This is a genomic window from Caballeronia sp. GAFFF2, assembly GCF_023631485.1.
Taxonomy (GTDB): Bacteria; Pseudomonadota; Gammaproteobacteria; order Burkholderiales; family Burkholderiaceae; genus Caballeronia.
On the sequence record NZ_JALQDA010000023.1, the window covers coordinates 163,716 to 177,494 of the forward strand.

Annotated in this window: 15 protein-coding genes; 4 read left to right on the forward strand and 11 right to left on the reverse strand. The window is 59.6% G+C overall.

Annotation, left to right across the window (positions count from 1 at the left end; all coding sequences use genetic code 11):
* The 6 genes from NCT04_RS14365 to NCT04_RS14390 all read right to left on the reverse strand — a co-directional run bounded on the left by NCT04_RS14365 (window position 1) and on the right by NCT04_RS14390 (window position 3,677).
* Complete coding sequence (locus tag NCT04_RS14365; RefSeq protein WP_250466124.1) at window positions 1-345, reverse strand: putative holin; 345 nt, start codon at window positions 343-345, stop codon at window positions 1-3.
* A gap of 15 nt (window positions 346-360) precedes the next feature.
* Entirely contained in the window at window positions 361-567 is a 207-nt protein-coding gene (locus NCT04_RS14370; RefSeq protein ID WP_250466302.1) for a tail protein X, read from the reverse strand.
* Window positions 567-1,043, reverse strand: a complete 477-nt coding sequence (locus NCT04_RS14375) for a head completion/stabilization protein (RefSeq protein ID WP_250466126.1) — start codon at window positions 1,041-1,043, stop codon at window positions 567-569. Before NCT04_RS14375 ends, NCT04_RS14370 begins: the two co-directional genes overlap by 1 nt.
* Window positions 1,044-1,162: 119 nt before the next feature.
* Window positions 1,163-1,825 carry a phage terminase small subunit gene (locus tag NCT04_RS14380; RefSeq protein WP_250466128.1) on the reverse strand — a complete coding sequence of 221 codons (663 nt, stop codon included), beginning with the start codon at window positions 1,823-1,825 and terminating at the stop codon, window positions 1,163-1,165.
* Entirely contained in the window at window positions 1,822-2,832 is a 1,011-nt protein-coding gene (locus NCT04_RS14385; RefSeq protein ID WP_250466130.1) for a phage major capsid protein, P2 family, read from the reverse strand. Before NCT04_RS14385 ends, NCT04_RS14380 begins: the two co-directional genes overlap by 4 nt.
* A 32-nt stretch (window positions 2,833-2,864) precedes the next feature.
* Window positions 2,865-3,677, reverse strand: a complete 813-nt coding sequence (locus NCT04_RS14390; protein ID WP_250466132.1) for a GPO family capsid scaffolding protein — start codon at window positions 3,675-3,677, stop codon at window positions 2,865-2,867.
* 143 nt (window positions 3,678-3,820) lie between these two features.
* On the opposite strand from NCT04_RS14390, the gene NCT04_RS14395 reads away from it, so the two are divergent.
* From NCT04_RS14395 to NCT04_RS14405, 3 genes are all read left to right on the forward strand, one after another.
* Window positions 3,821-5,590 carry a terminase ATPase subunit family protein gene (locus NCT04_RS14395; RefSeq protein ID WP_250466133.1) on the forward strand — a complete coding sequence of 590 codons (1,770 nt, stop codon included), beginning with the start codon at window positions 3,821-3,823 and terminating at the stop codon, window positions 5,588-5,590.
* Window positions 5,587-6,648 carry a phage portal protein gene (locus tag NCT04_RS14400; protein WP_250466135.1) on the forward strand — a complete coding sequence of 354 codons (1,062 nt, stop codon included), beginning with the start codon at window positions 5,587-5,589 and terminating at the stop codon, window positions 6,646-6,648. Before NCT04_RS14395 ends, NCT04_RS14400 begins: the two co-directional genes overlap by 4 nt.
* 864 nt (window positions 6,649-7,512) lie before the next feature.
* Window positions 7,513-8,007, forward strand: coding sequence for a hypothetical protein (locus NCT04_RS14405; protein WP_250466137.1), 495 nt, complete (start codon window positions 7,513-7,515; stop codon window positions 8,005-8,007).
* 115 nt (window positions 8,008-8,122) lie between these two features.
* On the opposite strand, the gene NCT04_RS14410 is transcribed toward NCT04_RS14405, so the two are convergent.
* The 5 genes from NCT04_RS14410 to NCT04_RS14425 all read right to left on the reverse strand — a co-directional run bounded on the left by NCT04_RS14410 (window position 8,123) and on the right by NCT04_RS14425 (window position 12,248).
* Window positions 8,123-8,329, reverse strand: coding sequence for a DUF2188 domain-containing protein (locus tag NCT04_RS14410; protein ID WP_250466139.1), 207 nt, complete (start codon window positions 8,327-8,329; stop codon window positions 8,123-8,125).
* A gap of 91 nt (window positions 8,330-8,420) precedes the next feature.
* A complete protein-coding gene (locus tag NCT04_RS34430) occupies window positions 8,421-8,552 on the reverse strand; it encodes a hypothetical protein (RefSeq protein WP_284509356.1) in 132 nt (43 codons plus the stop codon).
* Window positions 8,553-8,725: 173 nt separating this feature from the next.
* Window positions 8,726-9,157 carry an ImmA/IrrE family metallo-endopeptidase gene (locus NCT04_RS14415; protein WP_250466141.1) on the reverse strand — a complete coding sequence of 144 codons (432 nt, stop codon included), beginning with the start codon at window positions 9,155-9,157 and terminating at the stop codon, window positions 8,726-8,728.
* Between the two features lie 113 nt (window positions 9,158-9,270).
* Window positions 9,271-9,633 (reverse strand): helix-turn-helix domain-containing protein, encoded by a 363-nt coding sequence (locus NCT04_RS14420; protein WP_250466143.1) that lies wholly within the window; start codon window positions 9,631-9,633, stop codon window positions 9,271-9,273.
* Between the two features lie 377 nt (window positions 9,634-10,010).
* Window positions 10,011-12,248, reverse strand: coding sequence for a glycosyltransferase (locus NCT04_RS14425; RefSeq protein ID WP_250466145.1), 2,238 nt, complete (start codon window positions 12,246-12,248; stop codon window positions 10,011-10,013).
* Window positions 12,249-12,538: 290 nt separating this feature from the next.
* Between NCT04_RS14425 and NCT04_RS14430 the strand changes: the two genes are divergently transcribed.
* Complete coding sequence (locus NCT04_RS14430) at window positions 12,539-13,711, forward strand: DegT/DnrJ/EryC1/StrS family aminotransferase (RefSeq protein ID WP_244826579.1); 1,173 nt, start codon at window positions 12,539-12,541, stop codon at window positions 13,709-13,711.
* Window positions 13,712-13,779 lie beyond the last annotated feature (68 nt).

Consider the following 13,779-nt stretch of genomic DNA (forward strand, 5'->3'; position numbering starts at 1 on the left):
TCACTTGCCCCGCTTTAGGAGCGCGAGCAGATCCGCGCTCTTGACCCGCTCGATAAGCTGCAGCGTCACGGTGATCACAAGCGAAGCCGCGAAGAAAGCGGCGACGCCGCTTGATCGCACCGGCGTCGAATGGATGATTTCCGGAGCTGCCATATAGCCCATGACGAGCGAGATGATCATGTAGGCCGCGCGCTGGACGATGCCGATGTTTTTCGATGTCACGACGACGAGCGCTGCACCCGCAAAGGCGCCGATCAGCGCATTGCCGTCGATCCCAGGGGTGAGGCTGGCAAGCCCGATCGCGGCAGACAGCGCCATAGCAGTGGTAGTGTTGGGCTCGGCCATGGGCCAGTTCCTCAATCAATCGAACAATTGCAATAACGGCGTCGTGCTAGCGACTTCACCGAGTTCTGGCGTGTTCACCAGCGTGCCAAGAGGAAGCATCAGGCCCAGATCGGCGAGACCTGGGTTCGCTTCGAGCACCGCCTCGACCGTGCCGTCCGTGCGACCATAAAATCGCCAACACAACAAATCGACGGTTTCGCCTTGCTGTGAGCGCACCTTCATCAAATCAACTCCACGGTCGTACGCGAGAGCCCTCGGAGATCGCTCAGTGCCCATCGGACATTGCGTCGCGCATTGCAAATCGTCTGTTCGAGATCCTCAGCCTTCTGCCCGCCGGACTTGGTCGTATCCCAGTCCCGATACCGCTCGGTGATATCCGCGTGCGCAAGATTGAACACGGCGCGACGATAGCGAATGATCTGAACGCTCTGGCCGTCGATGCATGCCGTCGGAATGTCGGCAAGCGTCGAATGTCCGGCTGCGATTTGTAGAGCACGCCAGGCGTGCAGTTCGTTGTTCACGCTGTCGATTGCGTCAAGGGTGGCTTCACGCAAACGCTCATGGGTGACCGTACCATCAATGCGCATCGTCGCACGCAGCTCAGTGAGTGAGATGTCGGGAAAAAAGCCGTCGTTTCGGATCAGCTCGTTGTCGGTAGCAGATGGGTCTAATGTCGGAGTCGCAATGAAACTGCTCATGACCGTTCCTCGAAAGGTGGCGGTGGACCAGCGCTCGCCCTACCACCGTCAGGTGTGGGGTGAACGCCGGTGCCGCCAGGCCGGTTGGGGCTCGTTATAGGCAGGTTGCACCAACTGGCTTAACCTGCGTTATCTACCAACTTGGTCAGCCGATCGATGTCTTTCTTCGCGCCCACGCGGTCGTTCAGCGATACTGCGCGGCGCAGATAGTCCAACGCCCGCGAGGCGTCAACATGTTCGATCGCATAGCCGAGCGCTTTATAAAGTTTGGCGCGCACTTGATCGTGCATATCGGCATCGGCCGTCAGCTCGTCGACGCGTTCAAGAAACCGGGCGGCGAATGACTGTTCGTCCATAAATGCAGAAAGCGCGGCATCGGCGAATTGTTCGGCGAGTAAAGATGCAAGTGAGCGCTCGAAGTAGTCGGGCAGGGCAAGGCCGTGCTCGATTGCGTAGGAAGCGATCGCAAGCGCACCTTCATAGTCGCCCACATCGATACGCCAGATCATGACCGTCACGAGCACGTCGTCCTGCGCCCCACGGCCGGCTTCCAAGACGCCTGCCACGTAGTCGTCGTATTCCGGCAGGAGCTTGCGTTTCACCTCGATCTTTCGAACGACCGACTGCACGCTCTTGAGCGCGCGACGATCAGTCGCGAGCTTGACGAGCATGAGTTCGTAAGGCGTCGCACCCGCCATGGTCTGACCGGGAGCCATAGCGGCGGCCGCACGCGCCGCTGTCGCACGTGCGAAATGCGAGCGGGCAGGCGTGTTGATCGTCATGCCGACACCAACTCGATGTTTTCGGCCACACATCCACAGCCGAAGTCTTCAACGACGTAGGCGTCGTTGGACGATTCGTAATTTTCAATCTGGTCGCGCTTCGGGTTATCGATAAGCGTACGTCGCCGCGCGCCTTCCTGATAATAGATCGACAGATTGTCGAGCTTCGTGACCATCAACGCATGTTTCGGGAAGAACGGCACGCGCACAGCCTGCAGATTACCGATACGCTTTTGGCTCACGATAATGTCGGCCGCGAGCTGTTCGGTGGGTGGCTGTGTCGCATTGACGATAGGAAAGTACTTGTCGTGCAGGAGCTCGCGCCCGCAGATGACGACCAGCTCGGTATCTTCCTGAAACCACGGATCGAGCATCGAATCGACGAGGTCCATGACCAGCGCGTCGAGGTTGGCGTAATCGCCCCCTTTACCGACATGCACCTTGCCCTTTTCCTTGCCTCCATCGAGCACGCGGTGGTTCGCATGCCGGCGATAATGTTCCAGCCAACCAATGTTGACGTCTTGCAGCAGCGGATACTTGCTTTTGTCGGTCATCGGGTCAGCCTTGACGCCGTTCCAGCCGATCGCAATCCGATCGAGCGCGCACTGTTTCACTATCACATTGCGGATGCGTTGCTGGAAGTCCGGAAATTTCGCCCACGCGTCGAGTTTTCGATACGGAATCGCCGTGTCGTAGTCGGTCTTCTCGCAGCGATACCGATTGCTGTCGAGTGCAGTCGGATCGACCGGCTTACGATCGGCCTTGGTGGTATCCGTGCGGCTCGCGATCGGCCCCGACACTGACAAGCCAAGCTTCTCACCTTCGAGCTCCGTCACCGGCAGGATATTGATGCGCGAAAGAAACGCGCTCGATTCCTGCATCTTTGTTTCGAGCTTTTGCTGAATGGTCGGCTCAACAGTGAACTTCGTCGACACGTCGGCCGTATCGTTCAGTTTCGCGATCTGAGCGGCGTATGCGCTATAGGCCAGGCGCGTTGTTTTTTTCATGAGGTTATTCTCTCCGGGGTGGCGAGGTGGCTTTAGCAGTCGGTCAGCACTTCGCCGGTCGAGCCGGTTGAAAGCGGACGACGAGGCGCGCCGTTGTCGGCGGTGGAAAGCGTTTCAGTCAGCTGCTCAACCGACGCGATGGCTTCATCGGCGCGCTGTCTGGCATCATTCGCGCTCTGTTGTGCGAGCTCGAGCGAACGCCGCAAGGAGTCGATCTCCTGGCTTTGCTGACCGGCGAAATTCGCGATCTCTTCAACAGCCCGGCGCACGTCCCCATTGCGTTCGTCGTCGGCGATACGGTTGCGGGCGAACATGGCCTTGACGATCGACAGCAGACTTGTCGGTGTAGAAGCCTCCTCGATCTCGATAGACGTTTCGCATGGCGCTGAGAAGAGGTTGCTTGAGCGACGCGCCGCGAACTGCAACGATTCGGTTCCGAGGCTCGCAGGCGAATCGGTCGCCGCAACGCCCACAAGGTAGGCTTCATCGAGGTCCGCAAACGACGGATTAACTTCGATGGACGTGTAGATCTTCTGTCGCTTCTTCGTGAGTGAGATGAGCTCATCGGTCGGATTGATCTGCGCATACAACGCCATCTTTCCTTTGAGCGGTCCCTCTTCAATCTCTTTGGTGCTCAGCGCGATCACATCGCCATATGAGCCAAACGGATTGGTCGCCGACATCGGCGCAAAACCCTTGACGTGCTCCACGTTGATGCGCGCGCCAAACAGCGCCGGATCATAGTGCTTTGCCATCTGCACAAGCCATTCACGCTTGATTTCGCGACCGTCAACGGTCGCGCCTTCGACGGCGACGCGAAAGAATTTCGTTTTGCTGGATGCCATGGATAGAGTCGAACCTTGCTGGTGTGAGCGTGGTCCTCATGTTCGATGCGCGTGCGTCAAAGGGCAACGATTGGCCTGCGTCGAAATCCAAAGCACGCAATGCATCAAGTGCTCGCGCGCGCGCGAGACCGTACGCTTCATCCATGTCTGTTCCAGCTACTTCCACGAACAGCGCGAGCGATGCACGCCGCGCCGCGCGCGCCCTTTATTGGCAGGGATGGCGCATTTCATCCATTGCACGACATTTCTCGTTGAACACTTCGACTGTCGCATCGTGGTGCCGACGCGAGAACTGGAAGGAAGCAACGCCGCTGGAACGCATTGAGAGCGCCGCCGAAACACGTCTCACCATGCTGATTGCGAAGGAGAGGAAGGACGGCGCGGACTATAAGGAGATCGACCTGCTCGGCCGCCAGATCGAGCGGCTCGCGCGTGTGCAGAAATACGGGGAGACGGGGAAGGAAGGCGACCTGAACCCAAACATTGCCGCGCGCAATGCCGGGCCGAAGCGCAAGCCGCCGCGCAACCAAATCAGCGAGAAACAGGAAGAGCGGATCGTGAAGGCGTTCCGCGAATCGTTGTTCGACTATCAGAAGGTCTGGTATCGCAACGGCGATCAGCAGACGCGCAATATCCTGAAGTCACGGCAGATCGGCGCGACATGGTATTTCGCCCGCGAGGCGTTCGTCGACGCGCTCGATACCGGTCGCAACCAGATTTTTCTGTCGGCCAGTAAAGCACAGGCGCATGTCTTCAAACAGTACATCGTGCAGTTCGCGCGTGACGCGGCCGACGTGGAGTTGACGGGCGATCCGGTCATTCTGCCGAACGGCGCGACGCTGTATTTCCTGGGGACAAACTCGCGCACCGCGCAGTCGTATCACGGCAACTTGTATTTCGACGAATATTTCTGGGTGCCGAAGTTCCGCGAGCTGAATACCGTGGCGTCCGGCATGGCGATGCACAAGCGGTGGCGGTTGACCTATTTCAGCACGCCATCGAGTACGACCCATGAAGCCTACGCGTTCTGGAGCGGCGCCGATGTGAATCGTGGGCGCGCGCCAGGCGATCGTATTCAGATCGACGTGAGCCACGAAGCGCTCGCGCGAGGCATGCTGGGCGAGGACGAGCAGTGGCGTCAGATCGTTACCCTACTCGATGCGATCGAGGGCGGCTGCGACCTGTTCGATCTGGAGAGACTGCGGCGTCGGTACAGCGCAGAGGCTTTCGCTAACCTGCTGATGTGCCAGTTCATCGACGATTCGGTGTCGGTGTTCAAGCTGGCCGAACTGCAGCGCTGCATGGTCGACTCGTGGGAGGAATGGGCCGACGACTTCTCGCCGCTACTGCTGCGTCCGTTCGGCTACCGCGAGGTGTGGGTTGGGTACGATCCGGCGCTGACTGGCGACTCGGCCGGTCTCGTCGTCGTGGCGCCACCGCGTGTCGAGGGTGGGACGTTCCGCGTGCTCGAACGTCACCAGTTCCGCGGCAACGACTTCGAGGAACAGGCTTCGGCGATCGAGCAGATCACGCAGCGCTACAACGTCGGTTATATCGCGATCGACACGACAGGCATGGGGCAGGGCGTCTATCAGCTCGTGCGCAAGTTCTATCCGGCGGTCGTTGCCTTGAATTACTCGCCCGAGGTGAAAACCCGCCTCGTGCTGAAGGGGCAATCCGTTATCCGCAACGGCCGCCTGCAATTCGACGCGGGATGGACCGACCTGGCCGCCGCGTTCATGGGAATCAAACAGACCATGACGGCAAGCGGCCGCCACGCAACATACTCTGCCGACCGCAACGAAGAGACGGGCCACGCCGACTTGGCGTGGGCTTGTCTGCACGCAATCGACCGCGAGCCGCTCGCTGGTGGCGACCTCAATTCTTCATCTTTCACGGAGTTCTATTCATGAGCAAGCGCCGATCGCGCGCGGCGCGCACGTTCGCGGCCGCGTCGGATTTGGGCGCCGCCGGCGCTGCGCCGGCGCGTGCCGAAGTCTTCACCTTCGACGACCCCACGCCGGTCATGAACCGGGCCGAGATTCTCGATTACGTCGAATGCTGGTCGAACGGCGATTGGTTCGAGCCGCCCGTCAGCTTTGCCGGCCTGGCAAAGTCGTTCCGCGCAAGCACGCACCACAGCTCCGCGCTGTACTTCAAGGCGAACGTGCTGGCGTCGACGTTCCGGCCGCATAGGCGGCTGTCGCGGCATGCGTTCGAGCGGTGGGCGCTCGACTTCCTGACGTTCGGCAACGGCTACCTGGAACGCCGCCGCAATCAGCTCGGCGAAACGCTGCGGCTCGAACCCGCCCTGGCGAAATACACACGGCGCAGGGCAGATTTCAGCGGCTTCGTGTACGTGAACGGCTGGCAGGATTGGCACGAGTTTGAGCCGGGCAGCGTGTTCCAGCTCATGCGGCCTGACATCAACCAGGAGGTGTACGGCCTGCCCGAATATCTCAGTTCGCTTCACTCGGCCTGGCTGAACGAGTCGTCGACGCTGTTCCGGCGGAAGTATTACGAAAACGGCAGCCATGCGGGCTTCATCCTGTACATGACGGATGCAGCGCAGAAGCAGGAGGATGTCGACAACATGCGCACGGCGCTGAAGAACGCGAAGGGACCGGGCAATTTCCGCAACGTGTTCATGTACGCACCGGGCGGGAAGAAGGACGGCATCCAACTCATTCCCGTGTCCGAGGTTGCGGCTAAGGACGAATTCTTCAATATCAAGAACGTGACGCGCGACGACCTGCTAGCCGCGCATCGCGTGCCGCCGCAACTGCTCGGTATCGTACCCAGCAACTCAGGTGGGTTCGGCACGCCGGACACGGCCGCGCGCGTGTTCGGTCGGAACGAAATCAAACCGCTGCAGGCCCGCTTCGCCGAGCTGAACGACTGGCTCGGTGAAGAGGTTGTGTCGTTCGACGATTACGAGATTCCGCCTGCGCTAGTCGCCGAGAAGGCATAACGCACTAACTGGCATTACCACGTTCAATTGTCAGGAGAATTATACAATGCGAGTCCATAAGTAATAGGAGGGTTCGCCTGAGCAATTTAAGGAGATGTGCGCTGCATCGCGACGCGTCGGGATCGGATCCACGCCTGCTTTCGGACGATGCACACTCAGGCCCGTGCTTTTCGCGACGGGTTGACGCGGTGATCGTGGTGACGTGACGCGGTGAGGTTGCCGACCACGCCGATGCGTATGCGGCGATCACCAAGGCGCGTTCGATCCGCTAGCGACCTAACGCACCAGGTCATGCGACGTCATGCGGCAGGGCCGCGCACCGGGCAACCGGGCGCGGCTTTTTTTGCGTCTGGTGCCGGCGAGGTTAAAGACGCTATGGCAGGTTGGCTGGCGCGAGGCGTACGAGCAGGGTGCAGTGAAGAAAGAGCCGCAGCGAGGCTGTCGCGTGCCCATACGGGGTTTCTGCTTGGATGGGAATAGAAGAGATGCGCGCCCGTGCCGGCCGCTGCGCGGTCCCCTCCCCGCCTGCGGGCTTCGCTTAACAGGGTGGTTTTAATGCACCCGACTACTAGGCTCGGCGGCCCTTGTAGTGCCGGGTTCAGGGCGCTTTTGAGCGCGAGGAAATAATGCATTTTGATGCGCACAGATGCAAATTGATACGTCGACACGCGCAGTTGTGACCCCACCCCACCTGTCCGCAAGAACATGCATATATGCACATGCTGCTCAGGGCCGGTCAGCGCGGGCCGCGCGGCGAGCGGCGGGCTGATTCTTCGATGCACTTTTATGCCCCTCGGTTATGCAGGTTCAGCGCTTTTCTAGCTTCCTGTACCCTCTTGGCATTCCAATATCAGTGGAGTGGTTATGACGGGGATGTGCGAGGCGCAAAGCTTGTGTTTCGAACTGGCGAAGGGTTTCCCGGCCGCAGCTGTGGCATTGATTGTCGCGCTTGGTACCGGGGCAATCGCCTGGAGCCAATACAGAGTCGCGAGGGCAAAGCTGAACCTCGATCTGTTCGAAAAGCGATACGAGCTTTTCACGATGGTCTGGGCATTCGTTTCGAACGTCGCCGCACATGGTGCACCCGCCCTGATATCTCCCGAGAAAACAGCGCTGGTGAACTCGATACCAAAAATCGAATTCTTGTTCGGCAGCGCCATCGCAAACTACGTGCAGGACATCAGTTCAAAAGCTGGGACGCTCTGGATGATCGATCAACACAAGCAAGTGAAGATTGACGTCGTGCCCGAAGAGAAGATCGACGAGCACCTCCAATTGCTGGAATGGTTCACAAACGAAGCAATGCAGGGCGTCCGAGAACGGTTCGGCGTGTACCTCAATTTCGAAGCTTGGCGGTGAGGTTGGGGCACCGTCCCGAGGAGCGACGCGGTGTGGCGCCCTGCAGCGAAAAACGGCGCTCACTGAGCGCCGTTCTGGTTTCCACTACGGGGAATGGATAGTTGGGTCTACAGCGTTACGGCTTGCGCCACTTATCCGGCGTGCCTTGAGACGTGTGGCGGACCCGCTCAACGAGCGGATCTTTTCCGTCGTTCAACTCACGGGCCCGCTCGATCGCTTCTTTCTGCGTCGGCAGTACATCGCTCGCGCGCTGCGAATTTGCACGACGTACTGCGTAATCGCCTTGCGCCCGGCGCTCGACGAACAATTTGTCTTTCGACATGTAAGCTCCTTGAGCATCTGCTCAACATCGTCAGAGATAACCCCCGGACGCGTAGGTGCCCTACTCGACCGGGGAATTGATGCATCCCCTATTACTTCACTTTCCGCACCTTGATCGGCCACGCCGAGATGCCGAACTTCCTGGCATCCAGCAGCGCGCCCGACTTAGTGCGGCGGAAGCGGCGGAAGATGATGATGTAGTCATCGTCGTCTTTGCTGGTCATTTCCGTACTCGTCAGAAATGCCTCTCCGAGATGGAACTTTTGCGCTTGCAGCAATCGAATTGGATAACTACAATTCGCGTGCCTTCGACCGAAGCGCAGAAGAGGAAGCCAGAGGCGTTTTGTCTTCCTTTTCACCCGAACGTCATTCGTGCGTCAACACGGATGACGTTTTTTTACACCACGCCAGTGCGACGGAGCCGACTTAGGCGAATCCGGGCTGCCTCCATCGATACTCCGAACCGACTAATCAGCAGTTCCTCTGTCCGCAGGCTGTAGCGGACAATCTCGTCAAGCGGCATCAGGAACTCCGCCGCGAACTGGTTCGCCTGCCACTCGGAATCCTCATACGTCTTGATCTCTTTGCCGGACACCTCGCGATTGAGCGTCCGCCGATGCCCGAGCAGCGCATGCCCCATCTCGTGGAAGACAGTGAAGACCGCGCGAGCGTCGCCTGCACATGCGCCTCTATAAATCCGATCAGTCAAATAAAGGGTCAGGCTTTCCGGAACCCAACATGCGAGGACGCCGCGCGGCAGAACTCCCACGTCCTCCACCACATCGACCGTAATCGAGTAGGTGATCAGTTGCTCAAGGAACCGGCCCATGTTCGCCGGCCAACGAAAGTTGAGTGCCGCCCGGGAACGCGTCGCTATATCCCTAATGTCTGCGATGCTTCGGGCTGCCACCCGAAAGCCTTGTAACGGACCATGGCCGAACATTATTTCCCTCCGATCTTCATGAGCAGGGATTTAAGTTGTTCAATATCCACGGGGTCCACATCGCTCAACGAAGCGCGTGCGAAGCCCGCGACCATCATTTGATGTTCGTGCGTGAGGCCTTCCAACGAAACAGATGCGTTTGACACATCCGCCAGCGGTTGCAACGGCTCCAGCCGGACACCCTTTTCTTCAAAGTACTGCTCCGCCTTTGCGACTACCTCGGACGGAATCTTCTTCCGGCCCGTTTCCATAGCGCTCAGATACGCTGCAGTGAATCCCAAAGTGGTTGCCATTTCGGAAAGCGTGACATCTGCATCCAGCCGAGCCTTCCTGACGGCTTTGCCGAACGGTGTGATCGCCATATCTTTCTCCAGTTTCGCTAACGACGTTATCCATATTGTGCGCAAATATTAACCGATTCGGTTAATATTTGCAACTCGCTGTGGCAAGAAAAAGTTCGAATTGGTTGACGGTGGACATCAAGGAGCGCGTGCCGGGTTTGTTCGGTGTGGAGACGTCCGTTGTGCTGGCGGGGAATGATCTGGAACCAGTGCAGCTAGATTGCAGCTAGGACGAGATGGATTGGCTTTGGTCGGCCTTGTGTAGCCTCGGTTTTGCGTTTGCGAGTTGCGTAAGGCTTTGATTTAAAAGGATAGCTTACGCGCTGGTAAAACTCCGAAGGCAGGGGTTGCTGGTTCGATCCCAGCCGGGCGCACCACGTAGTTCTCGGCAATGCCGTTCAGATCAACTCGACGCCCGCTTCCGTGACGACCTTCCAGTCGAATTCATCATGCCCGCAAATCTGCTCCATCGCGCTCGAGAATTCGCCCACCGTGGCTTGCAGATAACGCAGGTTGTCGCTCCACTCCGGCACCTCGCCCTCCTGCGTCGTCAGCACCACGGTCATATGATTCCTGAGCGGACCTCGCGCATGATGTCGCAAGCTGTCCTGCACCTTCCGCGCATCGCCTTCCGGGTCGAGAATCAACACGGCTGGAATCCGCTCCGGTCCACTTGCCGACGCTCCACCGAGCTTGAGCCCCAGGCCCCGCAAATACACTTCGTGATATTGCGCCAGTTGCGACTGCACTGAACCGCTCTTGTAGACGATGGCTTGCGCCGTACGTGCAAGGCTACGGCGCTGCGCCGGATTGGTGATCAAATTCGCAATCGCAGTGACCCAGGCATCGGCCGATGCCGAATCCACACGCACGCCCGAACAGGCATCGCGCACCAGGTCGCTGTATGCGGGATGCTCGCTGCCGAGCGTCGCCACGCCGGCCGCCGCGTATTCGAGCCATTCCGTCCGCGCTTCGCCATTGTCGACTTCCGACGCGGCACGCGGCATGAGGCCGATATCGAGTTCGAGTTGCCGGAAGACTTTCGCGTGCTCCTCGTAGGTTTCGGCTACGCCAATCAGGGTGACATCCGGCTGTCCCATCCAGTTCGGCGGAGGCGGCGCGCCGACGAAAACGAATTGCACGTCGCCAGCGAAGCGCGCGCGAAGCGCCATGAGCGCCGGTTCGATGACTGCGAAATTGCACGGCTTCGTCGCCGAACCCATGATGCCGATGCGTACCTCGTCCTCGTTCATTCTGACCGGACTGTAGAAGCGGTCGAAGTCCACGCCCGTCGGCAACACGTGAATGTTGCCATTCCACGGACGCATCGCCTCCGCTAGCGCCGGCGTCGTGACGATCAGCGCGTTCGCACGGCGCATGACGTACTCGACCTTCTCGCCCGCGCGCCGGCTCAAGAAGTGCAGCGGATGGGTCTCGGGAAGGTCGTGATACGGCTCGTTGGTCTCGTAGATCACCGGCTTGCCGAGCCCGAAGATCGCTTCGAGTTGCTCGGGCGTGGCGGCCATCGGAAAGCGCCGCTGCATCAAAACGATGTCGGCCGACGCAATCTTCTCCTCGGTGTTCTGGATCGGCCAGATCAGTTCCCAATGGTCGGCCAGGAGTTCGAACGGCTTCTTGACGCGCGATGTCGACCAGCGGTGCGCGACCGGCTCGGTCGTCAGTGCCGCGATCCGCCGTTTCGGGGTCTTCGGCACATTCGACGAAGCAACCCGCAGTTCGGCCGGGCGCCGAAGCGCTTTTCGCGCCGCATCCTGAGTCTTTTCCAGAAACACGGGCAGGTCCGCCCGGAACACGTTGCCGAGCGCCACCAGGGTCGGATATATCGTGTCCACGGTCGCCAGGGCGCGCGCGTAGCCATTCTTCTCGTTCGCCATGGCCGCCCCGTTGACGCCGAAGGCGAACTGATCCGGCACGGCCTTCAACCCGCCCTCGGGCAGGTAGATGACAGGGCAGCCGCACGCCATGGCTTCGTTACAGACAGACGACTGCTCGTAGGAGTAAAGCACCCGGCCGCCTTGCAGCTTCTTCGCGAGTTCGGGAAGCGTCACGGGGTTCGCCATCGACAGTAGTTCGGTGCCGGGCGGGAAAAGCGAAAAGTCGATCTTGTCGAGCGGATGCCGGTAATGGAAGACGAACGTCCGGTCCTTCTTGACCGTGGGATCGGGCTTGAACAGCTCCGTATCGATGACGGGCAGGAACAGAAAATCGACGTCCTTCTTGTTCGCGCTACCGAGGAAGTTCTCCGAAAAATAGAAGACCAGATCGTCCTTGCCCTCGTTGAGCGGCTTTCCCGACAGGAACCCGATGTGGTTGAGGATATAGCGTACGCATACATCGGCATTCATCGGGTTGCCCGACACGATCTCCGGATAAACGACGATCGGCATGCGGCCCTCCAACCTGTGTCGGGCCTGCACCTCGAATGTGGCGAGCGGCGTGTCGAACCGTGGATTGACGACATCGGTCGCGGAGATATAGGCGTCGTATCCCTCGCGATTGAGCAGGTGACAGAGCGTGTGCATCACGACGATCCCGGCCGATGACTCCCGGTAAGCCGGCGCATAGATGTAGTACGGATGCCCCTTGCGTGAAGCTCTGGTGCTGACGATGTTCATGTGGCACTACCCTGCGGTCTGGTTGCTGGCTTTCGGCCGGTTCGACGAATGGATGAGGAGCGCCGGCACTTCGCGGTCGATCTTCCCGAGCGTGAAGTCTGCGGGCAGACGAGTTCCGTCGATCACGCGAACAGACCGGTTTTGGCACGTTATCTCGCCGCATTGCCTGCGCGGCCTTGACCAGATAATTCATCGGAATCGCCCTGACAGGCCGGCATAGGTGTTTTCGGCTGGCGCGTGGGACGCCGCCAGCCGCGCGGCGACAACATCACCCTCGGAACACGAAAGACATGACAGCCAGCCTGCCTCCCGAATCAGTTTCCGCGCTACCGCTGGAGCGAATGTTCGTCACGCAGCCGCATCTGCCGCCGCTCGCGGAATTTTTGCCCTACCTCGAGCAAATCTGGGAGAGCAAGGTCCTGACCAACGGCGGGCCGTTCCATCAGCGCTTCGAACAGGCGCTCGGCGAACACTTAGGCGTCCGGCATCTTTCGCTGTTCAGCAATGGCACGCTCGGGCTCGTCACGGCGCTGCAGGCGCTGCGCATCACGGGCGAAGTCATCACGACGCCGTACTCGTTCGTGGCGACCGCGCATTCGCTGTTGTGGAACGGCGTCAAACCCGTATTCGTCGATGTCGATCCTGTCACGCTGAATCTCGACCCCGCGAAGATCGAGGCGGCCATAACGCCTCAGACTACGGCGATCCTGCCGGTTCATTGCTACGGCAATCCGTGCGATGTCGATGCAATCCAGCGGATCGCGGACAACTACAACCTGAAGGTCATCTACGACGCCGCCCATGGCTTCGGCGTGCAGACCGAAGCGGGCAGCATCCTGGCGCACGGCGATCTGTCCGTTCTCAGCTTCCACGCGACAAAGGTGTTCAACACTTTTGAAGGCGGCGCAATCGTCTGTCCGGACGCAAAGACCAAGCTGCGTATAGACCAGCTCAAGAACTTCGGTTTCGTCGACGAAACGACGGTGGTGGCGAGCGGCATCAACGCGAAGATGAGCGAGATCAACGCGGCGTTCGGCCTGGTTCAACTCGAACACATAGAAGATGCGCTCGCGCGCCGGCGAGAGATAGACGCGCTGTACCGCGAAATGCTGCGCGATGTGCCGGGTATCCGTTGCCTGCCAAGAGGCTCGCAGACCGTTGCCAACTGCTCGTACTTTCCGATACTCGTCGAAGCCGATTTCTCGCTCACCCGCGATGCGCTCTACGAACATCTGCGCAGTCGGCAGATCTATGCGCGGCGCTATTTTTATCCGCTTATCTCCGATTTCCCGATGTACCGCGGACTTCCCTCGGCGAGCCGCGCGAATCTGCCGGTCGCGGCCAATGCGGCCAGCAAGGTACTGTGTCTGCCGATCTACCCGGCCTTGAGCGACGAGCATGTCGCCTTCGTCGTCGAGACGATCTTGAGCGCTGCAAACGGCCGCTCTCACGACCTGAAATGACCGTCAAATCACCGTCTGTTCGCGCGATGAGGTCGTGCAGCGACATGGCAGAATTTTTCCTGAGATTC